Annotated in this window: 23 protein-coding genes; 10 read left to right on the top strand and 13 right to left on the bottom strand. The window is 42.2% G+C overall.

The window, feature by feature from the left end:
- Positions 1–133 precede the first annotated feature (133 nt).
- The 3 genes from IM676_RS15960 to IM676_RS15970 all read right to left on the bottom strand — a co-directional run bounded on the left by IM676_RS15960 (position 134) and on the right by IM676_RS15970 (position 2,412).
- Positions 134–1,318: a HetZ-related protein 2 gene (locus tag IM676_RS15960; protein ID WP_200987793.1), complete on the bottom strand. Its 1,185-nt coding sequence runs from the start codon at positions 1,316–1,318 to the stop codon at positions 134–136.
- 375 nt (positions 1,319–1,693) lie between these two features.
- On the bottom strand, positions 1,694–2,038 hold the full coding sequence (locus tag IM676_RS15965; protein WP_200987794.1) for a carbon dioxide-concentrating mechanism protein CcmK: 345 nt from the start codon (positions 2,036–2,038) through the stop codon (positions 1,694–1,696).
- A gap of 65 nt (positions 2,039–2,103) precedes the next feature.
- Entirely contained in the window at positions 2,104–2,412 is a 309-nt protein-coding gene (locus IM676_RS15970; RefSeq protein WP_200987795.1) for a carbon dioxide-concentrating mechanism protein CcmK, read from the bottom strand.
- A 112-nt stretch (positions 2,413–2,524) separates the two neighbouring features.
- Between IM676_RS15970 and IM676_RS15975 the strand changes: the two genes are divergently transcribed.
- A complete protein-coding gene (locus IM676_RS15975; protein ID WP_200987796.1) occupies positions 2,525–3,412 on the top strand; it encodes an alpha/beta fold hydrolase in 888 nt (295 codons plus the stop codon).
- Between the two features lie 83 nt (positions 3,413–3,495).
- Here IM676_RS15975 and IM676_RS15980 read toward each other — a convergent pair whose 3' ends face one another.
- Positions 3,496–4,068: a hypothetical protein gene (locus tag IM676_RS15980; RefSeq protein ID WP_200987797.1), complete on the bottom strand. Its 573-nt coding sequence runs from the start codon at positions 4,066–4,068 to the stop codon at positions 3,496–3,498.
- A gap of 426 nt (positions 4,069–4,494) precedes the next feature.
- On the opposite strand from IM676_RS15980, the gene IM676_RS15985 reads away from it, so the two are divergent.
- The gene (locus IM676_RS15985) at positions 4,495–5,919 is read left to right on the top strand and encodes a sodium/glutamate symporter (RefSeq protein ID WP_200987798.1); all 1,425 of its coding nucleotides are present in this window, start codon (positions 4,495–4,497) and stop codon (positions 5,917–5,919) included.
- A 165-nt stretch (positions 5,920–6,084) separates the two neighbouring features.
- On the opposite strand, the gene IM676_RS15990 is transcribed toward IM676_RS15985, so the two are convergent.
- The 7 genes from IM676_RS15990 to IM676_RS16020 all read right to left on the bottom strand — a co-directional run bounded on the left by IM676_RS15990 (position 6,085) and on the right by IM676_RS16020 (position 11,781).
- Positions 6,085–7,020 carry a LysR family transcriptional regulator gene (locus IM676_RS15990; protein ID WP_200987799.1) on the bottom strand — a complete coding sequence of 312 codons (936 nt, stop codon included), beginning with the start codon at positions 7,018–7,020 and terminating at the stop codon, positions 6,085–6,087.
- Positions 7,021–7,253: 233 nt separating this feature from the next.
- A complete protein-coding gene (locus IM676_RS15995; protein ID WP_200987800.1) occupies positions 7,254–8,057 on the bottom strand; it encodes a BMC domain-containing protein in 804 nt (267 codons plus the stop codon).
- Positions 8,058–8,104: 47 nt separating this feature from the next.
- Positions 8,105–8,857, bottom strand: coding sequence for an LbetaH domain-containing protein (locus IM676_RS16000; RefSeq protein ID WP_200987801.1), 753 nt, complete (start codon positions 8,855–8,857; stop codon positions 8,105–8,107).
- Positions 8,858–9,014: 157 nt separating this feature from the next.
- On the bottom strand, positions 9,015–10,667 hold the full coding sequence (locus tag IM676_RS16005) for a ribulose bisphosphate carboxylase small subunit (protein ID WP_200987802.1): 1,653 nt from the start codon (positions 10,665–10,667) through the stop codon (positions 9,015–9,017).
- A gap of 55 nt (positions 10,668–10,722) precedes the next feature.
- Entirely contained in the window at positions 10,723–11,025 is a 303-nt protein-coding gene (locus IM676_RS16010; protein WP_200987803.1) for a EutN/CcmL family microcompartment protein, read from the bottom strand.
- Between the two features lie 6 nt (positions 11,026–11,031).
- The gene (locus tag IM676_RS16015) at positions 11,032–11,376 is read right to left on the bottom strand and encodes a carbon dioxide-concentrating mechanism protein CcmK (RefSeq protein ID WP_006194886.1); all 345 of its coding nucleotides are present in this window, start codon (positions 11,374–11,376) and stop codon (positions 11,032–11,034) included.
- A 96-nt stretch (positions 11,377–11,472) separates the two neighbouring features.
- Positions 11,473–11,781, bottom strand: coding sequence for a carbon dioxide-concentrating mechanism protein CcmK (locus IM676_RS16020; RefSeq protein WP_200987804.1), 309 nt, complete (start codon positions 11,779–11,781; stop codon positions 11,473–11,475).
- Positions 11,782–12,443: 662 nt separating this feature from the next.
- Between IM676_RS16020 and IM676_RS16025 the strand changes: the two genes are divergently transcribed.
- The 3 genes from IM676_RS16025 to IM676_RS16035 are packed head-to-tail and all read left to right on the top strand — an operon-like array spanning position 12,444 to position 16,998.
- Positions 12,444–14,300 (top strand): NAD(P)H-quinone oxidoreductase subunit F, encoded by a 1,857-nt coding sequence (locus IM676_RS16025; protein WP_200987805.1) that lies wholly within the window; start codon positions 12,444–12,446, stop codon positions 14,298–14,300.
- Positions 14,301–14,349: 49 nt separating this feature from the next.
- Entirely contained in the window at positions 14,350–15,852 is a 1,503-nt protein-coding gene (locus IM676_RS16030) for an NADH-quinone oxidoreductase subunit M (RefSeq protein WP_200987806.1), read from the top strand.
- Between the two features lie 21 nt (positions 15,853–15,873).
- Complete coding sequence (locus tag IM676_RS16035; RefSeq protein ID WP_200987807.1) at positions 15,874–16,998, top strand: CO2 hydration protein; 1,125 nt, start codon at positions 15,874–15,876, stop codon at positions 16,996–16,998.
- A 65-nt stretch (positions 16,999–17,063) separates the two neighbouring features.
- Here the strand turns inward: IM676_RS16035 and IM676_RS16040 are convergent, their stop codons facing one another.
- Positions 17,064–17,246 (bottom strand): hypothetical protein, encoded by a 183-nt coding sequence (locus IM676_RS16040; RefSeq protein ID WP_200987808.1) that lies wholly within the window; start codon positions 17,244–17,246, stop codon positions 17,064–17,066.
- On the opposite strand from IM676_RS16040, the gene IM676_RS16045 reads away from it, so the two are divergent.
- The 5 genes from IM676_RS16045 to IM676_RS16065 all read left to right on the top strand — a co-directional run bounded on the left by IM676_RS16045 (position 17,234) and on the right by IM676_RS16065 (position 21,950).
- Positions 17,234–18,217 (top strand): alpha-ketoacid dehydrogenase subunit beta, encoded by a 984-nt coding sequence (locus tag IM676_RS16045; RefSeq protein WP_200987809.1) that lies wholly within the window; start codon positions 17,234–17,236, stop codon positions 18,215–18,217. The two genes, IM676_RS16040 and IM676_RS16045, sit on opposite strands and share 13 nt — an antisense overlap.
- A gap of 118 nt (positions 18,218–18,335) precedes the next feature.
- Positions 18,336–19,751, top strand: coding sequence for a protein translocase subunit SecD (gene secD / locus IM676_RS16050; RefSeq protein ID WP_200990242.1), 1,416 nt, complete (start codon positions 18,336–18,338; stop codon positions 19,749–19,751).
- Positions 19,748–20,725, top strand: coding sequence for a protein translocase subunit SecF (secF, locus tag IM676_RS16055; RefSeq protein WP_200987810.1), 978 nt, complete (start codon positions 19,748–19,750; stop codon positions 20,723–20,725). The genes secD and secF overlap by 4 nt, the downstream gene beginning before the upstream one ends.
- Before the next feature lie 229 nt (positions 20,726–20,954).
- Positions 20,955–21,368 (top strand): hypothetical protein, encoded by a 414-nt coding sequence (locus tag IM676_RS16060; protein ID WP_200987811.1) that lies wholly within the window; start codon positions 20,955–20,957, stop codon positions 21,366–21,368.
- A 108-nt stretch (positions 21,369–21,476) separates the two neighbouring features.
- The gene (locus IM676_RS16065) at positions 21,477–21,950 is read left to right on the top strand and encodes a GNAT family N-acetyltransferase (RefSeq protein ID WP_200987812.1); all 474 of its coding nucleotides are present in this window, start codon (positions 21,477–21,479) and stop codon (positions 21,948–21,950) included.
- Here IM676_RS16065 and IM676_RS16070 read toward each other — a convergent pair.
- The gene (locus tag IM676_RS16070; protein ID WP_200990244.1) at positions 21,913–22,806 is read right to left on the bottom strand and encodes a sensor histidine kinase; all 894 of its coding nucleotides are present in this window, start codon (positions 22,804–22,806) and stop codon (positions 21,913–21,915) included. The two genes, IM676_RS16065 and IM676_RS16070, sit on opposite strands and share 38 nt — an antisense overlap.
- Positions 22,807–22,808: the final 2 nt, after the last annotated feature.

Raw genomic sequence — 22,808 nt, forward strand, 5'->3', positions numbered from 1 at the left:
TGCTCAATAGTCAATAGTTAATAACTCTGGACTTAAGACTGATTGACACTCCCCATGGTCAGGAGTCCATGGATGTTACTCAATAGGTAGTTTCCCACATTTAGACAGATTCGCACAATTCCCCATCTTTGCCCTATACTCCGGGACAGCTCATATTCTGATTTCTTAAAGATTGGGCTGCAAGATAAAGTTTTCTCCACTCGGCTATGACTTGATGCTGGTGGAGGTTTAACTGTTTGGCTGTTGCTTCTATAGAGTTCCCTGCCTTACGCAGGCCTAGGATCTGTTGCTTCACAGGAGTTAAAATTTCATGTAGTCGCTGCCATTGGTTTTCACTTAGTCCCAAATTATTTTCTTGGGGGGATATTGCCAACCAGTTATCAACCAGTTCTGGATTAACTTTGAGAGCAAAAATGCGCACAGCATGGTAGCTAATTTTTTCTCGTAGTCGATAAATTTCCTTGGGGGGCTGATTGAGCTTTTTGGCGATGTCATCCTGAGATAGTCCTTGCAGATATAAATTCAGCCACTCTACCGCCTCTTCTCCTAGGGTCTGTTGTAGGTACTGTGCAAATTCTTTTTTTACCTGCCGCCGGAGTACCTGTTGTTCTTCTAGTTCTTGTGTTTTTTGATATTCGGCGATCGCTCGATGATCTGCCAGTGTCAAAAAATTATCACTGTTATCTGAAAGGTTTTGTACCGAAACCATTTTCACAAATTCAGTATTTGGCACCTGGGTTAAACCACCGCGCTGAATTCGCCGCTGGTAGTTGACAAATCTGTATAGGAGTAAGGGTTGATTACGTATTGGGCGCATACAATACTCTTCTATACTAGCAAATAAGAGAGTATCCGCCAGCCGTTTATTGATGGTAAATTCAGCAATATCAGCGATTTGCTGATGCATATATCGATCATTTTGCAGTAAGTCTTGTAAGACTTCTTGTAATACATCGATCACAGTACGCTGGCGATCGCCACTCAAAGAAACCCAAGTCTGAATCTTATTGCGTAATGTGACCAAACCTGATAAACGAATCAGTAGGTGATGATAGGCCACTTCTGTCCCGTAGCCCAAGTAGTGTTGATGTAAAATTCTCCAGCGATATTCAATCCCCTGTTGAGCACTATTGAGTTGTTGAGGATTCAACTGCTCCCATAATTTGAGGTCACTTCCCAAAAGCCAAAGAATAATACTTTGTCTGTTAGCTATACTTTGTTCTGGACACTCCACAGCCACACGTTCACCCCAATAATCAGCTAGTTTTTTCCCCGCCTTTACCTGGTGCTCCTCAAGAAAATGTATTAAAGTTGGCATTATAACCCCCCCGATTTGATCACGAGAATTTACGTAAGTAAGCACCGACCATGAATATAAGTGCAAGGGATGTGCTCATAAACTCGCTACCCTAGAAGGGGTGCTTTTTAGTCAAGGAATAGAGCTGATCGATTTCCCTAGATACTTTGACATCAAGACATCTGAGATGTTCTGTTGTGATTAGGTCTGGATTGACTAACTTTATGCACAATGGAGGAAAATTCTAGTTTTGGGTGGTTACATATCCCAACACAGGCTAAAAATAAACACATTTTAACTTTTAGTTAAAATGTGTTTATTAAAGATTTAGTTAAATTTTGGTGAATCTCCCCTAGAAACAAGACAAAGGGGTTCAAAACATCTTAACAAAACATCTTAAATAGATGAGCGCACAATGGGGTTCTCCACAGAATCCCGATACTGTTGAACCTGATCCGTATAGGCGATTGGTAGAACAGCTTCCACGTTTTCATGAGGACGGGGAATAATCACCCAGGATTCAAGAGTACCACCATAAACGTTTTCCGCAGCTTCCACACCAGCAGCCATAGCAGTTTTGACCTCGGAAACATCTCCGCGAATGTTGACTGTAAAACGAGCGCTACCTACTCTGATATAACCAACAAGGGTGACGCGACCAGCTTTCACCATCGCATCAGCTGCTGCTAGTACAGCAGGAAAACCTTTCGTTTCGAGTGCGCCAACGGCCTGTAGTGACATTAGTAATCTCCTGTATGAATTAAAGTATGTGGGGCGACAAATGTATGTCCTGAAGAATTTACCTATTACATCCGGAATGGTTCAGATTTTTGGGTGAAGTGGATGGGTAAAATGGTCTCCACATTTTCCGGGGGGTTGGGAACAATATAATGGGTAATTACTTGACCACCATAAGCTTGTTCTCCGGCTAGTATTCCTGCTTCTACAGCCCTTCTAACTTCCGCAACCTGTCCCCGAACAGCGACTAACAAGCGAGCGCTTTCAGCTTGACCATAATACACAATTGTAACTGCGGCAGATTTAACCATGGCATCTGCTGCTGCTAATACAGCAGGAAAGCCCAAGGTTTCAATGACGCCAACCGCCAAGGGCATGGCATTAGCTCCTGAGTCTAAAAAATCAAGTGATATTAATTGTACGAGGGTTTCGTACCAACTTTGACATTTGCGAAAATTTTCTCTTCACCCTACTGTAAACTAAAAAATTATGTTCCCTAATTTCTTGCCTCCCACAGTTGAGCGACTAACTGAACCCACATCCATCGCTTTGGCTAAAAGTATTACCAGTCAATCGATCGCTACTCCTCTCACTAATCAACCAATTACCACAACCTATGTTCAACAAGGTAGTGATAGCACGCCTATTTTATTAATTCACGGCTTCGACAGTTCTTTGTTAGAATTCCGTCGCCTTTTACCACTGCTGGCAAGGGATAATGAAACCTGGGCAGTGGATTTATTAGGCTTTGGGTTCACAGACAGAATTCCCGATGTACAATTTAGTCCCCTGGCCATCAAAACTCATCTGTATTATTTCTGGAAAACCTTAATTAACCAACCTGTGATTTTAGTCGGTGCTTCTATGGGGGGTGCAGCCGCTATTGATTTTACCTTGACCTACCCAGAATTAGTTCACAAACTGGTTTTATTAGACAGCGCTGGTTTAAAAGGGGGGTCACCCTTGAGCAAATTGATGTTTCCCCCCTTGGACTCTTTAGCAGCTAATTTTTTGCGTAATCCTAATATACGCGATCGTATTTCCCGCGCTGCCTACAAAAATCAGCAACTCGCGTCACTTGATGCTCAAATATGTGCCGCATTACACCTAGAAATGCCTAATTGGAGTCAAGCCTTAATAGCTTTCACCAAAAGCGGAGGTTACAGTGCTTTTAAATTGCAGCAACTTTTAGACATTGTGACACCAACTTTAATTTTATGGGGTGATGCCGATCAAATTTTGGGTACTGCCGATGCCAAAAAATTCAATCAAGCAATTCCCAATAGCAAACTAATTTGGGTCAAAGACTCCGGTCATGTCCCACACCTAGAACAGCCACAAATCACCGCCCAGCACATTTTAGAGTTTTGTAATTAACTGGAAAACTGCAAAAATATTCGTCCATTTTCCATAGCCTACTACAGGCTAACATCACCAATTACGAATTACTAATTACCAACCTAGTCATATAACCAAGTATTCTCGGCAAAATTGTCATCTGGTTTTTTACGTTCTATTAGATGTTCAGGAATCCGACGTGATTTTATGTAGTTAGCTGGGTTATATTTCTCTTTTACTTGAATTGCGGACTTTTCTTGTTTTGCTGGGGTGGGAGAATTTTTATGTTTGACTTGGACTGTAGAATTGCTTTCTGCAATAAGTTGAGAATTAGCTTCTGCAAGCTGTAGCGCGGTTTGTTTAGCCTCGTGTAGTTCCTTTGTCAGCTTTTCTGTTAATACTTGCTTTTCATACAAAGCCGATTGTAAATCTACAATTTGCTGTTGGAGAATTTTTTCTTTATTTTGATATTCTTCCAGAGTTTGTTTTAACTTTTGGACAGCAATTTCCAAATCATTTTTACTAGGAATAGTCATAGGAGTTAGCTCAGGTTTCGTCTGGGGTAATTCCTCTGTTTTGACACCAGTCTCTTCTGTGACTTTCTCGGCTTTCACTTCAATTACAGATTGATTTTCCATTGGGGTCAATTTCTCTCCTTCTTCTTGTACTAATTCAGCCAGATGTTTCTTAACCATTATTTCCTGTGATTCCACTCTAATTCATCAGTGCAGGGGTAGTAGTTTAATTCCGCAGCCTCGATTATTTCTTGATCCTTGAGTTGCGGTGATATTGTTTAGTTTTTATTTGACCCCCAGCAACAACTAGCAGCCTGAAATATCTGCATAAATAAAAATTAACTTGTGCTTTTTCCTTAATTGTGCTGCTTAATCAACTGTGGTGCTTTCTATTGACGAAAGCTTAGTTACGACCTTGAACGATATAGTTACCTCAGATCAATATAGCGCTTTGTGTGGACTCACATCGTTGAATATGATCTGCTGTAAATCACTTTATTGAAATCCCCTGTAAGTATTGCCAAAATCCCAAGAGTAATAGAGAATCAAAAGATACTTGATAATGTAATTATCCCAAGCTGCTTAAGGTAATTGCTACAAACTGCCATGTTCAAACTCATAGATGTATTCTGGGCTTATATTTTCATCGCTATATTAATCTTAATGGGGCGATTGGTGAGACAGCATTTAACCATATTGCGATCGCTATATTTACCTAGCTCAGTAATTGCTGGTATTATTGCTTTACTCCTGGGTAAAAGTGCTTTGGGTGCCATTTTCCAGGGAATAAATCCCGAATCTCCCCTGGCTCAAGGTCTATTTTCCCCAAATATCCAGGCAGTATGGTCACAATCACCCAGTGTTTTTATTAACATTGTTTTTGCTACTCTGTTTCTCGGTCAGTATGTCCCTAGTTTGCAGGAATTTTGGCGTAAAGCCTCCCCACAGGTCGCCTTTGGTCAGACCCTTGCCTGGGGTCAATATGTAGTAGGAATCTTACTTGCAATAACCGTATTAACACCAATATTTGGTTTACCTCCTATAGTCGGCTGTTTAATTGAAGTCGCCTTTGAAGGGGGACACGGAACATCAGCGGGGATGGCGGAAACTTTTACAGAATTGAGTTTTACTGCTGGTGCTGATTTATCTTTAGCTTTGGCAACGGTAGGATTGGTTTCTGGGGTAATTGTCGGGACAATTTTGATCAATTGGGGACGGAAAACAGGACGTATTCAAGTTGATCGGGAAGTCTCAATTAAGCCGGAAAATGCCCAAACTCATCCACCAGAAGAAGAAGCCAGTATCACAATTGCCCGTGAGAATTTAGTGCGAGACCTACTCATTGATCCATTATCACTCAATTTCGGGTTTGTGGGATTAGCGATCGCGATCGGTTGGTTAATTTTAGAGGGATTGCGCACGATTGAATCAATTACCTGGGGCAGAGGTGGACTATTATTAATGTCCTATGTGCCATTATTCCCCATCGCTCTAATTGGCGGAATTATTGTCCAGTATATTCTTGTCCGTATCAGGCGCACCTACTTAATTAGTCGCCCCCTCATGGAAAATATTGGCGGACTGGCCTTAGATATTACAGTTGTCACAGCACTGGCCAGTATCTCCCTATCTGTACTCGGAGATAATCTTATTCCCTTCCTATTGTTATCAATAACCGGTATTGCTTGGAATGTTTGTGCTTTTATATTTTTAGCACCCCATCTACTACCTGTTTATTGGTTTGAACGTGGTATTGGGGACATGGGACAATCTATGGGTGTCACTTCCACCGGATTATTACTATTGCGAATGGTAGACCCAGATAACCAATCTGGCGCTTTTGAAAGTTTTGCTTACAAACAATTACTATTTGAACCCATTGTTGGTGGTGGTTTATTTACTGCCGCAGCACCCCCTTTAATTGCTAGGTTTGGCCCCATACCAATTCTGCTACTAACCTCATGTTTGCTATTATTCTGGCTCATATTTGGTTTTTATAACTGTAGGCAAATACGCAAGCAAAACTTATAAAATTTTGACACTCCCCCTAGGGTAGTCTCCCTGGGCTGACAACTGCGAGAATTCAGGCTTTTAAACCCACGCAGGTAGCCTTCCCTGTTGGGAACATCCTACCCTTGTGATTTGTATGTTCGCGACTTGTAGCCCCAATCAATAGTATGAATAGATACAGGAAATTTAAACTTCATCAGCTGGACTATTAGTACAATAACCAGTTTCCTCGACAAACTTTTTGGTAGCTTCTAGTAAATACTCATAATAAGTACGAGCAACAATCGATAATTGCTTACCAGATGGATAGCCTATGAACCAAGTTCGCTTGATAGGGAAATGTTCTATATCCAAAATAGCGAACTCAGAAGAGTCTGGCATTAAGGTATGGCGAGATAACACAGAAATTCCTAACCCCCCCGCAATGGCTTGTTTAATCGCCTCGTTGCTGCCCAATTCCAGTTTGACTTTTACCTTCACACCATGTTGATCAAACAGTTTCTGCACGGCTCGGCGAGTTCCTGAACCTGGTTCCCGCATAATAAACGGTTCATTTGTTAACCTTTTGATGGGGATATTTTTCTCTTTTGCCAAGGGATGATTAACAGGTGCAAATACTACTAAGGGATTGTCCAAGAATGGCTCATAGTTAACATCAAGATTTTCCGGGACTTGACTTAAGATATACAAGTCATCCATGTTATTAAGCATCCGTTCTAAAATGCGTTCATGGTTCGTTACTTGTAAGGAAATCTCAATTCCGGGATAAAGTTGACAAAATGGACCTAATAAACGGGGAATAAAATACTTAGCCGTTGTAATCACTGCCAAGCGTAATTGCCCTTGTTTGAGACCTTTTAAATCCGCCACAGTCATTTCAAACTTGGCCATGGTTTCAAAAATCTGCCGACAAGTGGTAAATAATTCCCTCCCTGCTTGTGTCAAGAATAGACGTTTTCCCACCTGCTCAAATAAGGGCAACCCTACCGATTTTGTAAGTTGTTTAATTTGCATAGACACGGTAGGTTGAGTCAGAAATAATTCCTCAGCCGCACGAGTAAAGCTACTGTGCCTTGCCGCTGCCTCGAACACCTTCAACTGGTGCAGTGTTGCCTGCTTCAAGGGTGATTCTCCTCTAATAGAAATTCAATCTATAAATCTAGTATCACTGAATACTTGCCAATGAGACCGAACCACTCATACGAAGTTCTGAATTTTTCTATAGATAAAAATCTATTAGTCTTATTCAAAGAAAGTTATTTTCTTTATGGTAATCACAAGTTATTATCAAGGCAACAAACAAAGCGTAAGATGCCTTCCAGGCGAAGATGAATTGTTAAAATTATTACATAATTTTAACATTCATCTTTCCATATTTCTTCGGCAACTTCTTGGGGAATTTTGGCAGGGATTTGGGATAAATCAGGCAACTGTAAGACTTCTATTTCCGCCACCTGTTCTTGGACATTGACCGGCATATTCAATGGTTCGCGGTGTTCAACCCAGCAGCTTGCTAAAGGTAAGGTTTTCTCCATTTCATCTAGTGGTCGAGGAATGACCATGACTGCGTTTAATTCGCCAATCCTTTCTGCTTCAAACATTCCAGCCTCTACCGCCACTGCTACATTAGCAACAGTGCCACGAATGATGGCTGTGCACAAGCCAGCACCAATTTTCTCATAAGCTGCTAAATGAACATCAGCGGACTTGAGCATGGCATCACAAGCACCGACCATGGCCGGAAATCCCCGGGTCTCAACTAAACCAATGGCTAAGTTACTTAAACTGCTTTGATTACCTTCGTCCATCCATTGACTCAGGCGGCTGGTGATGGGCAGTACTATATCGAGGTTAGGATAGGGCCGAGGAATCACCAAGCTAGAAACCAATTGACCAAACTGTTGAGCAGTTTGAACACCAGCTTCTACAGCCAGACGCACATCGGCAATTCCACCTCTGACAATAGCGGTACACTGCCCACTACCAATTTTTTCATACCCCACTAGGTGAACACCAGCGGATTTGAGCATCATATCTGCTGTTCCCACTATGGCGGGAAAGCTGCTAGTAGAGACTAAACCCAAAGCAGTATTTTTCAGACTATCTCGTCGGCGGGATTTCTGAATTGTGCTAATAGAGTGTTGGTTAGATGTTTCCATGTGAACTTTCCAGATTGCTCATGAAACTGACAACTTACAATTAACACTTACTCAGACTGATCGTCACAGATGGGGTTATTTAAGCTCTGCCGATGGGGAAATAATGTGACTAATAACCTATTTATACTTCCTTGTCCATAAATTTGGTTCCCGAAATTATGGGGTGATTCAGTGGGAGGCTGACTTGATTTTGGTTCCTGGGGTATGGATTTATTGGCGTCAGCGTTTTCTTCTACAGATGCGGGCTGGCTTTCAGATGTAGGCGAAGACACCGAAGAGGAAGGAGACTGGTATTTGAATTTCCAGTAAGCCGATGCTGAGATATTAGTTGAGGACATGACTGTCTCCTCATCCGGCTCTAAACTATTTTCCGCTTCTGGCTGTTGTTTACTAGTGTTATCAGCACCATTGTTAGGGGCTGATTCCGGTTGTTGTGTATCCTCAATTTGCCGACTGGTGTCTCCTAAAATTGAGCCTGGCGGAATGACTGTTCCTGGCTCGATAGAACAGTTAAAAACTGTGGTTGCTGAACCAACACAAGCATTTGCGCCAATTTTGCCTTGACCAACCATCAAAAAACCGGCTCCCAAGTTGGCTCCTGCTTCTACCTCTAGGGTGCCTTCGCTAACTTGGAGAATTGACCCCATACCAATACACACCCCTGGTCCGATGATCATCTTGCTGTTGGCCGCAGCTTGAAGTATAACTCCAGGTGCCAGGACTGCGCTGGGATGAATAGTCACCTCGCCACTTATATAAGACTCGAACTTGTTGCTCAGGTGCAGTGGCGGCACAGACATGGAAATTTTTACCTCGGAAGCCGGAGAGAGCATAGTGCTAAGTGCTGAATCAATTCTATAAGGTTGGGAATAGCTTTATGCGAGTAGTAATGAATAAAAATTTTACTCAGCAATGGCTACGCCCAGGGATGGTAACAGCACTCTTAACTCAGCACTTTTAGGGACGTTGGATGATAGTTTCCAGGACTCGGCGTTTGGCTTTGGTGTCGATACCAACTAAGCGCACGTATTCTCCTGGATATTCAGCGAGGTATCCTTCTAAAGCCTCAATCACCCCTCTGTCAGATTTGGCTTCAATTTGACCACAGCTAGTCCATGAACCAGTACGGAAGCGTCTTTGGTCTACGTGTTCAGCACTAACTTTATATCCACCCGCCAAAATCTGCCGGATTTGATCTACTACTTCAGAACTCAACCTGGTACTGGTGGTAGTAGCAGTCGCCGCACCACCGCCGCTAAAGGATTTCTTGTTACCGGATGGCACAACTGGATCGCTTGGTCTTTGGATAATGCTTTCTAAAACCCGCCGTTTAGCTTTGGCATCAATACCAATCAGGCGTACATATTCGCCTTGATGGGATTCTATACATTCTTCTAATGCGGCTAACACTTCATTGGTGGAAGTTGATTCAATGGGTTGGCAACTCTGCCAGGAACCAGTCCGGAAACGCCGCTCATCTACATGTTCTGTACCGATTTTGTAACCACCTGACAGCAAGTTACGTACTTGCTCTATGGTTTCGCTACTTAGTACGCTATTGCTGGCAACGCGACCATTGCCATTACCATTACTATTATAGCGACCGTTACCATTAGCAGGTATTTGGAAGCGGCTAGGACTAATGGAGGTGACTATACCATCGGGACGTTGAATAATGGTTTCTAAGACGCGTCGTTTACTATGGTCAATGCCAAACATCCGGACATATTCGCCGCTATGATCTCTCAAACAACTTTCTAAGGCGGCGATCGCTTGCCCTATAGTTCCCGGTTCTATTGGGGCGCAACTTTGCCAACAACCAGTGCGGAACCGTCTTTGATCTACGTGTTCCGTGCCAATTTTATATCCTTGATCTAAAAGATAACGCACCTGTTCTATGATTTCTGCACCCAAGCTATTGCTCGACACTTCACTACTCCTTTCTAGCTCTAAAACAGTAATACCAGTATTTGTATAAGATTTAGCAATCTCATCCCGTATGGGTGCAATACACTTAGTATCCGCAGCACACCGATATCCAGTTCTTAATGACTGGTTTATCCCGACGACATGATGAGCGAACTGCTGATCCTGAACTTCAGCATCTGGCAACCGGTCAGCTTGCTGCTGATTAGTAATTATCGCTCCCGAAGGTACATACTTACCCGGGGGAATTTCTACATCTTGAATTAAAGCGTGCATCATGACGATGCAACCAGCACCTACTCTGGCGTTAAATACTGTGGAACGAAAACCAATGAAGGAATTATCTCCTACATAAGCCGGACCATGAATTAGGGACATGTGGGTAATAGAAACATTTTCTCCTACCCATACCGAGTATTGATTTTGGTCATCACCAATCACTCGGCCTTGCTCCAGTCCATGAATTACTACACCATCTTGAATATTAGTATTTTCGCCAATAAAAAAAGGTGTACCTTCATCCGCTCTAATCGAGGTTCCTGGAGCAATGATGACATTAGCACCTATTCGCACATCTCCAATAATATTGGCAGCCGGATGTACAAATGTGCTTTCATGGATTTTTGGCTCGGCTAAATTCCTCGACCACGGGGTTGGGGGGGCCGCCGTGCTGCGGACTACCATTACGAGATTCCTCCTCAATTAAGCTTTTCTTTCTTAGTCTTTGATCATTCAAAGACTATCGATACTGCTCTTTTTTGCTGTACATGAGACGACCTTCCAAGTGAATGGTATCAATGATCGCCACTACTGCTGCATCTAAGGGACGCTTTTCATTCCCTGGAATTTGACGAGCGGCACTGCCACGAGCGACAAGCACCCACTCATCTACTCCCGCGCCTACGGTATCTGCTGCTACTTCGTATTTATGCAGTAGATTTCCCTCTTCATCTACTAATTGCAACAACAGTAGTTTGACGCCGCGAAGACTTGGGTCTTTTTGCGTGCCCACTACTGTGCCACGGACTTTGGCAACTTGCATTACAGATTACGGTCTTCTACCGAAAGGACGAATTGCGTTGACATTTTCCCGGAATTGTTCTACGTCTTCGGTGTACCGAATTGGTAGCACGTATTCCAAGTTTTCATGGGGACGAGCAATGATATGAGTAGATAACACTTCTCCGCCATGGACTCGTTTAACTGATTCTACTCCAGCACCCACTGAAGCTTGTACTTCCGAAACGTCACCCCGAACAATGACTGTAACTCGACCGCTGCCGATTTTTTCATAGCCTACCAAAGTAACACGCGCGGCTTTCACCATCGCATCAGCAGCCTCTACTACTGCCGGAAACCCAAGCGTTTCTACCATTCCTACTGCGATTGACATTCGTTCTTATCCTGAATTAAAGTTTGTACCCCTGGGAAAAATTGCCGCAACACACAGAGCGACACTGTTAATTACTTGCTTGCTAAAAATCAGTTTTTAAGTCCGGAACTGTTCTACAGCTTCGGTGTAACGTATCGGCAAAACATATTCTAGGTTTTCGTGGGGACGAGCAATGATGTGAGTGGATAATACTTCACCACCATTAACTCTTCTGGCTGCATCTATGCCCGCGGCCACAGAGGCTTGTACCTCCGACACGTCACCCCTGACAATCACGGTTACCCTAGCACTACCAATTTTCTCATAGCCTACCAAGGTAACACGAGCGGCCTTCACCATGGCATCAGCAGCTTCTACTACTGCCGGAAAACCCTTAGTCTCAATCATTCCAACTGCAATTGGCATCGCAGAACTCCTAAAAATTTTATCCAATCAGTACTGTGTTTTGAAATGTTTAACCTCATGGCTGCATCTTCAGCCATAAAAACATTTCTAAATTAAGCATAGGAAAGCTTGGTCTCCCTGGCAATATAAATTAGTATAATAGTTTATGATAAAATAGTTTTAAAAAACTTAACAAAACTTTATCGCTGATTCATACCAATGGAAGTTGATGAATTCCTAGAGTACCCACTTATGCTTTATAATTTCTTTATTACATTTACAAAAGGACATTCATAGCCGCGGCGAGTCGAGTCTTGAGAGGGGATATCAATCGCCGTATGTTTTCCTGTCTATAAGTTTTGCCACATTCAGAGGAGAAGTAATGTTTTTGGAAAAACACATAAATTTTTTTAATATATCGGATAATTTTATTTGTTGGTGCAAGTAAAAATATAAATCCATGCTCACCCACGATTTAATAGAAGTTAATGCTTTTAAATATGTCAAATTATACTGAAATATACCGAAATAAGATAACCTAAATGAAAAATACTCATTTAAAGTTTAGGGAACAAATAGTTAAAAAAACCATAGATATCATCCAATAACTATATTTTTTAGTCAAAGATTGTTTGAAGGATATTGCATAAAAAATCAAGGCAGAGTCGTCCAGGAAAATCTCAATGAATCAGTTTCTATTTTCAACAAGTTGGTGGGTGCCATTCTACAGCTTACTTGGCGCACTAGTAACTTTGCCGTGGGGGATGGGAATCATTCGGCGTACAGGTCCAAGACCTGCGGCATATTTCAACATATTGACGACTATTGTCGGTTTTCTTCATAGTCTGTTGGTATTTAAGCATATTTGGGATAAAGAACCAGAAATTTTGGTAATTAACTGGTTAAAAGTAGCAGACTTCAACTTATCTTTTGCCTTGGAACTTTCCCCAACTAGCATTGGGGCGATGGTATTAATTAGCGGATTAAGTCTGTTAGCACAAATTTATGCCCTAGGATACATGGAAAAGGACTGGTCTTTAGCACGGTTCTTTGCATTAATCGGATTCTTTGAAATGGCACTAACCGGTTTAGCCATCAGTGATTCCTTATTTCTGAGCTACGCTGTTTTAGAAGTGCTCACCCTTTCTACCTATCTATTGGTGGGATTTTGGTATGCTCAACCACTAGTAGTCACAGCAGCGCGAGATGCCTTTTTAACTAAGCGGGTGGGAGACTTGCTGTTACTAATGGGGGTGGTCAGCCTTTCGACTGTATGTGGTAGTTTGAACTTCTCTGATTTGTATGAGTGGGCACAAACAGCTGATTTAAGTCCTGTTACTTCCACTTTGTTGTGTTTGGGATTAATTGCCGGACCTGCTGGTAAATGTGCTCAATTTCCCTTACATCTGTGGTTAGATGAAGCCATGGAAGGACCTAACCCCGCTTCGGTAATGCGTAATTCATTAGTTGTAGCAGGTGGTGCTTATGTGTTGTATAAACTTCAGCCAATATTAACTTTATCCCCCATCGCCTTAAATACCTTAGTTGTGATTGGTGCATTGACAGCAATGGGTGCAACATTAGTGTCAATAGCCCAAACAGACATTAAGCGAGCCTTATCTCATTCCACTAGTGCATACATGGGCTTAGTATTTTTGGCAGTGGGGTTAGAGCAAGGAGGTGTGGCCTTAATGCTGCTATTAACTCATGCGATCGCCAAAGCTCTATTATTCATGAGTTCTGGTTCAGTCATCTACACTACCAGCACCCAAGACTTAACAGAAATGGGTGGATTATGGTCAAGGATGCCAGCCACAACCACAGCTTTTATTGTAGGTTCTGCTGGTATGGTAACACTGCTACCACTGGGAAGCTTCTGGGCAATGCTGGCATGGGCTGATGGCTTAGTTCATGCTACTCCTTGGGTAATTGCTATTTTAGTATTAGTCAACGGCTTGACAGCTTTGAACTTAACCAGAGTATTCAGATTAATATTTTGGGGCAAACCACAACAAAAAACCCGCCGCACCCCTGAAGTTGGCTGGCAAATGGCATTACCCATGGTGGCACTAACTGTGGTGAATTTACTCTTACCTCTAATGCTACAGCAATGGTATCTGCTGCCCAATTGGGAAAGTGTCGATTGGTACATATTATTAATTTTGGTTTCTTCTACGGTGGTTGGGGTAGCTATAGGCTGTACAATGTCTCTGCATAAAGCATGGTCAAGATCCAGAATCCTGGTCTGGAGATTTGTACAAGACCTGTTGGGTTATGATTTTTACATCGATAGAATTTATAAACTGACCATAGTTAATTTAGTCGCCCTGCTATCAAAATTTTCCGATTGGAGCGATCGCTATCTAGTTGATGGTTTTGTAAACTTGGTAGGATTTGCCACAATTCTAGGTGGACAAGGTTTAAAATACAGTATTTCTGGTCAATCCCAGGGATATATGTTAACTATCCTTGTGGTGATCAGCGTCCTGGGTTTTTTCATTAGCTGGTCATTAGGTCTACTAGATAAATTACCCTTTTAACAGGGCAACAGACTTTTTACATCCCCTCTAACCATACATAGTTATACTTATGCTGAGTGTACTAATTGTACTGCCATTATTAGCCGCGGCTTTAATCGGTTTCTGGCCCGGCAACATCAGTGGCAAACTTTCCCGTCAAGTGGCTTTCCTCTTCGCCATGATCATCTTCCTGTGGACAGTTCTACTGGCAGTAAAATTCACTCCCGCCCAAGCCAGTCAACAGTTTACTGAGTTTATCCCCTGGATAGAATCTTTAGGCTTGAATTATAATTTAGGGGTAGATGGTTTATCCTTACCATTGCTGGTGTTAAATGGACTGTTAACTTGTATTGCTATATATAGCAGTAATGAATCCCTTCAGCGTCCGAGATTTTATTACTCTTTGATATTGCTGTTAAATGCCGGCGTTATAGGAGCATTTTTAGCACAAGACTTACTATTATTTTTCCTCTTTTATGAACTGGAACTAATACCGCTATATCTGTTAATTGCCATTTGGGGAGGTGCTAGACGGGGTTACGCCGCTACAAAATTTCTCATTTATACTGCCATTTCCGGGATATTAATTTTGGCAAGTTTTTTGGGTATGGTGTGGCTGAGTGGTTCTGATAGTTTTGCACTCTTGGGTTTGAAAACAACAACTTTACCCTTAGGAACACAGCTAATACTGCTAGCCGGAATTTTAGTCGGCTTTGGAATTAAAATTCCCTTAGTACCCTTTCACACATGGCTACCAGATGCCCACGTAGAAGCTTCTACACCCATCTCTGTGCTGTTAGCGGGAGTATTGTTGAAGTTAGGAACCTATGGCTTACTGCGTTTTGGCATGAACTTGTTACCAGGAGCTTGGACTTATTTAGCCCCATGGTTGGCAACTTGGGCTGTAGTCAGTGTACTATTTGGCTCCTGTTGCGCCATCGCCCAAACGGATATGAAAAAAATGGTAGCCTACAGTTCCATTGGACACATGGGCTACATCCTATTAGCTGCATCAGCGGCTACACCTTTGAGCACCTTGGGGGCTGTGATGCAAATGATCAGCCACGGGTTAATTTCGGCGCTGCTGTTTTTGCTAGTGGGTGTTGTTTATCAAAAAGCTGGTAGCCGAGATTTAAATGTGATTAAAGGACTGCTCAACCCAGAACGAGGTTTACCTCTCATTGGTAGCTTAATGGTTTTAGGTGTCATGGCCAGTGCTGGGGTACCGGGAATGGTGGGGTTTATTTCCGAATTTATCGTTTTTCGGGGCAGTTTTGCCGTTTTTCCAGTACAAACCCTTTTATCTATGATTGGTACGGGCTTAACTGCCGTTTACTTCTTAATTTTGATGAATCGCGCCTTTTTCGGGCGATTGTCCTCCCAAGTCACCAACTTACCCCGTGTATTTTGGAGCGATCGCATGCCCGCAGTAATTCTAGCAGTATTAATTGTAATTTTAGGCATTCAACCCACTTGGTTAGTACGCTGGAGTGAACCGACAATCACAGCCATGGTAACCTCCGCAAATAATCTAGTAACTGCGGTGTCTTTAAATAACTCAACAAGCAACTAGATTCTGTAACTTCTGGAGAACATGAAACAAAAAGCTGTCTCACATCCCTTATCTGAGTACATTGAAAGACTACTCACCGGAGGTGCATTACTTCCTGATAGTCCAGATAATGTTATGGAAGTGGTGGGCATACTCAAAAGCTACGGTGTAGTTTTAGATGCCTATTCACAAAACCTGATTTATATTGCTGATCATCAATTTTTAGTATTTTTTCCCTTTTTTAAATACTTTAACGGGGAAATTTCCCTGGCAAAACTAATTCGCCATTGGTGGCATGACAGAATTAACTTTGAATATGCCGAATATTGTATGAAAGCCATGATGTGGCATGGTGGAGGTGGGCTAGATGAATATTTAGATACACCGGAGTTTGAACAAAGAGCGCAAGCAGTTATTCAAGCAAAATTCCCTAATAATCCGATAATCATGGGCGTTAACCAACTATTTCCGGATTTTCTCACGGAAATGTTGCGCCTGTCAGCTTACTACACTGGATTGGGTCAATTTTGGCGGGTAATGGCGGATATTTTCCTCAATTTATCAGACCGCTACGACGAAGGACAAATTCAAACCATCCCCCAAGTTGTAGACCATATTAAGGCGGGTCTAGTTGCAGATGCTTTAAAGCCCATCACTTACGCAGTCAAAATTCGAGGGGAAGTTTATGACATCATTCCTAAATCTGTGGGTTTAACCTTCCTCGCAGATACAGCCATACCCTATGTAGAAGCAGTATTCTTTCGGGGTACTCCCTTTCATGGCACAGTGTCATACAATGCCCAAGCATATCAAATTCCCCTGGATCAAGCTCGATTTCAGTATGGTGCACTATATGCCGATCCTTTACCTATAGGTGGTTCTGGTATTCCTCCAACTTTGTTGATGCAGGATATGCGTCATTATCTCCCGGATTATTTACACAGAATTTACCGTCACACTCTTCGAGGTGAAGATGATTTGCGAGTCCAAATTTGTATGAGCTTCCAAAAATCCATGTTTTGTGTAACTACAGCAGCAATTTTAGGACTGATGCCTTATCCTATGGAGACTGAAGATACATCTGAACAAATTGCTAATCGTGTCTATTTAGAAAAATGGATGACTCGGTTAGAAACTTCTCAATTACAGGCAGTAAATAACAAATAATACATCATAGCGCCTAAATCAAGGAAATACTTCCCTTGGCTACCAATGCAATAGTTAGGTTGTTTCTAGCTGGGGAAAATTGCCATAACAAGGGATAATTCTTTTGGCAATTGGGTATGAAAGCCCACATTAATTTTGTCCACAAAATCAATCTCTAATCTAGTGCGATCGCTCACGATATTTGCTACGGTGGCACGATAAGATTCTAAAACAATAGTCTGACTATAAGGTCTAAATGGCAGAAACACTATTTTTTAACGCTCTGCGGGAAGCCATTGATGAAGAAATGGCGCGTGATTCGAGTGTATTCGTTCTTGGGGAGGATGTAGGACATTACGGCGGTTCCTACAAAGTCACTAAAGACTTATACAAAAAGTATGGCGAATTACGCATTCTTGATACTCCCATCGCCGAAAACAGTTTTACTGGTATGGCCGTGGGCGCAGCTATGACTGGGTTAAGACCGATAATAGAAGGCATGAATATGGGCTTTTTGCTCCTAGCCTTTAACCAGATATCCAACAACGCTGGAATGTTACGGTACACTTCCGGTGGTAACTTTAAAATCCCTATGGTAATTCGCGGACCAGGGGGTGTAGGTAGACAGCTGGGGGCGGAACATTCTCAACGCCTAGAGGCTTACTTCCAAGCGGTTCCGGGCTTAAAAATTGTTACTTGTTCCACACCCTATAACGCTAAAGGACTACTAAAATCGGCTATTCGTGACGATAACCCAGTGTTGTTCTTTGAACACGTTCTACTTTACAACTTAAAAGAAGATTTACCAGAAGAAGAATATTTACTACCTCTGGATAAAGCAGAAGTTGTGCGTCGTGGGAAAGATGTCACAATACTGACTTACTCACGAATGCGCCATCATGTATTGCAAGCCGTGAAAACTTTAGAAAAACAAGGTTATGATCCAGAAGTGATAGACCTGATATCACTCAAGCCTTTGGATTTTGATACTATTGGGGCATCCATACGCAAAACCCATCGAGTCATTATCGTGGAAGAGTGTATGAGAACTGGAGGGATTGCAGCAGAATTAACCGCCTCCATCAATGACCGCTTGTTTGATGAATTGGATGCGCCGGTACTGCGGCTTTCTTCCCAAGATATACCGACACCTTACAACGGTACTCTGGAACGGTTAACAATTGTGCAACCAGAACAAATCGTGGAAGCTGTGGAGAAAATGGTCGCTATGCGAGTTTAGGAACCGAAGACTGGGGGAAGAGGAAAAATCTACCTCCTATCCCCCACCTCCCCCACCTCCCCATTCAAAACTCGTTCAAAGAACGCTATCATAGCCTTTGTCAGTTGCGAGTTATGGTATGCAAAGACAGCGATCGCTATTAGCTTTAATTTTTGTGCTGCTTATGGCTGCTATTGCGGTCATAGCCACAATTCCAGTACCTTTGGGGTTAGACTTACGGGGCGGTTCACAGTTAACCATTCAGGTGAAACCAGCACCCCCAAAGGAAGAAATTACTGAACGAGATTTGGCTGGGGTGCAGAAAGTTGTGGAAGGTCGAGTTAATGGCCTGGGAGTTTCTGAGCCAGTAATTCAAACTGTAGGTACAGACAAAATCCTGGTACAATTGCCAGGGGTGAATGATCCAGAACAAGCAGAACGAGTGCTAGGTGGGACGGCGCAGTTAGAATTCCGAGAACAAAAGCCCGGTACAGAAACTCAACTTTTTGCTTTTCAAGCCTCCAGAAGTGAACTCAGAGCCAAGCAAGAGGAGTTAAGAAACCGCGGCGATGAGGCCGCAATTATTAATAATCAAGAAGAATTAGCCAAAAATAATCAAGCGATCGCAGAATTATTTCAAAGCACGGAACCACCGCTTGATGGTAAATATCTCCAAGATGCCTATGGTGAACCAACTCAAGGTAGTAATTGGAATGTTGCCCTTCGCTTTGATACTAAGGGTGGTGAATTGTTCGCCAATCTTACCAAAAACCTAGCTGGTACTGGGCGGAGCATTGGGATTTTTTTAGATAATGAATTAATCAGCGCCCCTGTAGTGGGGGTAGAATTTGCTGGTACAGGAATCACAGGCGGTTCTGCTGTGATTACAGGTCAATTTACCCCCCAACAAGCCAACGACTTGGGGGTACAGTTGCGTGGCGGTGCTTTACCTGTCCCTGTGGAAATTGCCGAAAGAAGGACTGTAGGCGCTACATTGGGTAAAGACAGTATTCAAAGCAGCATTTATGCCGCCATTGGCGGTTTGATTTTAGTATTAATATTTATGATAGTTTACTATCGCTTACCCGGACTAATTGCCGATGTATCATTAGTCATCTACTCTCTCCTGACATGGGCGAGTTTTGCACTGTTGGGGGTTACCCTGACTTTACCGGGAATCGCTGGTTTTATCCTTAGTGTTGGCATGGCAGTTGATGCCAATGTGCTAATCTTTGAGCGTACACGAGAAGAATTGCGAGCTGGTAAATCTTTGTATCGTTCTGTAGAATCTGGTTTTTACCGGGCATTTTCGAGTATTTTAGACAGCAATGTTACCACATGGATTGCTTGTGGTGCTTTGTTTTGGTTTGGTTCAGGATTGGTCAGAGGCTTTGCTCTTACCCTAGCCTTGGGTGTGGGGGTAAGTATGTTTACGGCAATCACTTGTAGCCGGACACTGATGTTTTTAGCAATTACCCTTCCGTCTGTGAAGAATAGGCGTGAACTTTTCTGTCCTAACCTACCAGCCTTGAATAAGCCAGAGGTGGCTAAATGAAATTGCATATTAATAAATGGCGATCGCTATGGTGGAGTATTTCTAGCGTTTTTGTTCTCATTAGCTTGATCTCAATGGCGATTTCGTGGCAAAATCCCCAAATTCGCGCCCCTCTACGCCCCGGTTTAGATTTCATCGGTGGTACGCGCTTACAGTTGGAACGTGATTGTATACAACCGGGTAACTGCGATCAACCAATAGATATAACCACAGTTCGGGAAGTAGCACAAGCCCAAGGTTTGGGTGATAGCAGCATCCAAATAGTTGGTGATAATGGTATATCAATTCGCACCAAAGACTTAGATGTTGATCAGCGCACCAATTTACAAACTGCTTTAAGTGAGAAAATTGGTAACTTTGACCCGCAACAAAACCAAATTGACACTGTTGGCCCTACCTTGGGAGCAGAATTGTTTAGGTCTGGGATGATTGCCCTAATTGTTTCTTTTGTGGGTATTATTCTTTACTTGAGCTTCCGCTTCCAGTTGGACTACGCCTTATTTGCCATTGTGGGGCTGTTTCACGATGTTTTGACTACTTTAGGGGTATTTTCAATTTTCGGGTTAGTGCTAGGAATAGAAGTAGATAGTCTGTTTATTGTAGCAGTACTGACCATTATCGGTTTCTCAGTTAATGATACAGTGGTGATTTATGATCGCATCCGCGAAACTATTAAGGTCAATCCCCAGCAGCCAATTGCAGAGGTTGTGGATGATGCTGTCAACCAAACATTAGGAAGATCAATTAATACTACTTTAACAACCTTGCTAACACTAATCGCCATCTTTGTCTTTGGCGGAGAAACACTCAGACACTTTGCTCTAGCATTAATTATTGGCTTTGCCATGGGGGCTTATTCGAGTATTTTTATTGCTAGTACTCTGTTGGCTTGGTGGCGAGAACGCACAGAGAAATATCCTATTTTAGTCAGTACTGAGGCAATTGATACATCTACTAACTCCCCGGAAAGTTAGAATGAGGTTAAGGAAATACCAGGCGCTGGGAGATACATATTGGTGATTTGGGTTATTTGAGTGTATATTAACTTAAAAAAAACCAAAGTCAACGTATTAAAATTCGTTGTTTATCACCGGTTCATGATTCTTATTTGAACCATAATAAATCCCAACTCGCCTGTACATAATTCCTGATTCCCCCAGCAACAAGCCTTTGATTAATTTGGAATTGGTTGTTTATTATTTCATGGAGCAATTCAAAGAATCATCAATAAATAGCAAAAATGGCAATGGTATTAACTCATCATTTAAGCAACAAGTCCAAAAGCTGCATCAGGTAACTGTATACTGGAGATGGTTTTTTGTGGGCTGTTTGTGGGTGACCATTGTACCTTTTGCCCTATGGGATTTACGGTCAGAAATAGTTATACTACAACAGTACTTTACCTGGGTTTCTCTAAGATACGCACTGTTTTATCATCCACTATCTAGCCTTGGTTTAGCTGTTTGTATCGGTACTACTATTTCTAATTTAGTTTGGCAAGGCCGAAATATCCTCCTGGGATTACCAGAACGGGAAAAACAACGCCTAGAAAAACAAGTTCTGAAAATCAGACAGCAAGGACCAACTCATCCTCTGTGGAAGTGGATTTGTCATTAAATAATGATAATTAAACTTGAAAATAGTTGCATATAGATATACGTATCGGAAACTTTCTAGGACAATATGAGTTCATCCAAATAATGATACTGCCTTGGGGTGCAAAACATGAACTATCCTCAAATTCAATTTAGGGAATATCGCCAGTCAGAAATCAACCTTTACCAACTTCAAGAACTATTTAATCTTACAGCTTTTTGGGCAAAAGGACGTAGTATAGAAGACCTAAGTATAGCGATCGCTAATAGCGAGCCAGTAATTACCATTTGCGATGGAGAGCAGCTGATTGGCTTTGCCAGGGCGACTTCTGATGGTATCTATCGTGCTACTATCTGGGATGTGGTGATTCACCCAGATTATCGCGGTACTGGTCTGGGGCGTAAGTTGGTAGAAACCGTTTTAAGTCATCCCCGGCTCAGAAGAGTTGAGCGAGTATACCTAATGACTACTCATCAACAGGAATTTTACCAAAAAATTGGTTTTCAGTCTAATGTCAGCACAACTATGGTACTATATCATCAACCAAATATTGAAACTCTCCCGATCACTGAAGTTCAGCTTCAGGAATCACTCGGGGGATAGAAATTTGTAACCTAGTTAATTCTTGATTTGTTTGTGGAGTGCTTGGACAAGAAACAATTTCTAATTTTCCTCCCATCATCTCCAAGAGATTCTGGTTTAATAATATCTTCATTCCAGGGGAAAGAACTGTATGATCTTGATCATTGTCAGCACTATCGACTCCTAATTTCATCAGTTCTATGGACTCACTTGTAGTAACAGCATGGCTTGGAACATCCAGGAAAATCTCCAGGGTATTATTAGCAGCACAGAAACTACTAGAAAGACAGATACTACCAAATTCCATTTGATTAATCGCAGTGTCTACTAAATTGACCAATATTTGGCGGAGCCACCGGTAATCTGCCAAAACATAAATTTCTGGGTCTGGAAGCACAACACGCAAGGATAAATTGCGATTTGCTGCCACCATATAAGTTAAATTATTAACTTCCTGTAAAATTTTAGCTAAACAGTGGGGTTGAATATCTAATTTATTAGTACCGTGTTCTGTTCTGGCTATATTTAGAATTTCATCAATCAGATGTAATAGTTTCAGCGCTCTTTCGTGGGCTTGAGCAATAAATTCTCGCTCCTCCTGTGGATTTTCACACAAATCTGACAAAATTAACTGATGTAAGCCAATTAAACCATTTAGGGGCGATCGCAATTCATGGGTAGTCCGTGCTAAAAATCCCCCTTTAAACAGGCTCATGTCCCGCGCCATTTGGTAAGCTAGCTCTGTTTGCTTGATCTGTGCTGGGGAAATTTGCGCCTGCTGTGGGGATCTGACTGTCGATAACCGACTCAATAGTTCCCGAACTACCCCACCCAGTAATATTCCCACACCTAAATATATCCAGTTACTCCAATTGATCA

The sequence above is a fragment of the Anabaenopsis elenkinii CCIBt3563 genome (genome assembly GCF_015245355.1).
GTDB classification, from domain to species: domain Bacteria; phylum Cyanobacteriota; class Cyanobacteriia; order Cyanobacteriales; family Nostocaceae; genus Anabaenopsis; species Anabaenopsis elenkinii.

What these genes read in the sequence shown, in the direction of transcription:
- IM676_RS15965 (WP_200987794.1), bottom strand. Translation starts at nt 2,038, where the DNA reads ATGTCACTACAGGCCGTTGGCGCACTCGAAACGAAAGGTTTTCCTGCT.
- IM676_RS16015 (WP_006194886.1), bottom strand. Translation starts at nt 11,376, where the DNA reads ATGTCAATCGCAGTAGGAATGGTAGAAACGCTTGGGTTTCCGGCAGTA.
- IM676_RS15995 (WP_200987800.1), bottom strand. Translation starts at nt 8,057, where the DNA reads ATGGAAACATCTAACCAACACTCTATTAGCACAATTCAGAAATCCCGC.
- IM676_RS15980 (WP_200987797.1), bottom strand. Translation starts at nt 4,068, where the DNA reads ATGGTTAAGAAACATCTGGCTGAATTAGTACAAGAAGAAGGAGAGAAA.
- IM676_RS16005 (WP_200987802.1), bottom strand. Translation starts at nt 10,667, where the DNA reads ATGGTAGTCCGCAGCACGGCGGCCCCCCCAACCCCGTGGTCGAGGAAT.
- secF (WP_200987810.1), top strand. Translation starts at nt 19,748, where the DNA reads ATGAAATTGCATATTAATAAATGGCGATCGCTATGGTGGAGTATTTCT.
- IM676_RS16060 (WP_200987811.1), top strand. Translation starts at nt 20,955, where the DNA reads ATGGAGCAATTCAAAGAATCATCAATAAATAGCAAAAATGGCAATGGT.
- IM676_RS16065 (WP_200987812.1), top strand. Translation starts at nt 21,477, where the DNA reads ATGAACTATCCTCAAATTCAATTTAGGGAATATCGCCAGTCAGAAATC.
- IM676_RS16045 (WP_200987809.1), top strand. Translation starts at nt 17,234, where the DNA reads ATGGCAGAAACACTATTTTTTAACGCTCTGCGGGAAGCCATTGATGAA.
- IM676_RS15960 (WP_200987793.1), bottom strand. Translation starts at nt 1,318, where the DNA reads ATGCCAACTTTAATACATTTTCTTGAGGAGCACCAGGTAAAGGCGGGG.
- IM676_RS16030 (WP_200987806.1), top strand. Translation starts at nt 14,350, where the DNA reads ATGCTGAGTGTACTAATTGTACTGCCATTATTAGCCGCGGCTTTAATC.
- IM676_RS15970 (WP_200987795.1), bottom strand. Translation starts at nt 2,412, where the DNA reads ATGCCCTTGGCGGTTGGCGTCATTGAAACCTTGGGCTTTCCTGCTGTA.
- IM676_RS15985 (WP_200987798.1), top strand. Translation starts at nt 4,495, where the DNA reads ATGTTCAAACTCATAGATGTATTCTGGGCTTATATTTTCATCGCTATA.
- IM676_RS16000 (WP_200987801.1), bottom strand. Translation starts at nt 8,857, where the DNA reads ATGTCTGTGCCGCCACTGCACCTGAGCAACAAGTTCGAGTCTTATATA.
- IM676_RS16020 (WP_200987804.1), bottom strand. Translation starts at nt 11,781, where the DNA reads ATGCCAATTGCAGTTGGAATGATTGAGACTAAGGGTTTTCCGGCAGTA.
- secD (WP_200990242.1), top strand. Translation starts at nt 18,336, where the DNA reads ATGCAAAGACAGCGATCGCTATTAGCTTTAATTTTTGTGCTGCTTATG.
- IM676_RS16010 (WP_200987803.1), bottom strand. Translation starts at nt 11,025, where the DNA reads ATGCAAGTTGCCAAAGTCCGTGGCACAGTAGTGGGCACGCAAAAAGAC.
- IM676_RS16035 (WP_200987807.1), top strand. Translation starts at nt 15,874, where the DNA reads ATGAAACAAAAAGCTGTCTCACATCCCTTATCTGAGTACATTGAAAGA.
- IM676_RS15975 (WP_200987796.1), top strand. Translation starts at nt 2,525, where the DNA reads ATGTTCCCTAATTTCTTGCCTCCCACAGTTGAGCGACTAACTGAACCC.
- IM676_RS16025 (WP_200987805.1), top strand. Translation starts at nt 12,444, where the DNA reads ATGAATCAGTTTCTATTTTCAACAAGTTGGTGGGTGCCATTCTACAGC.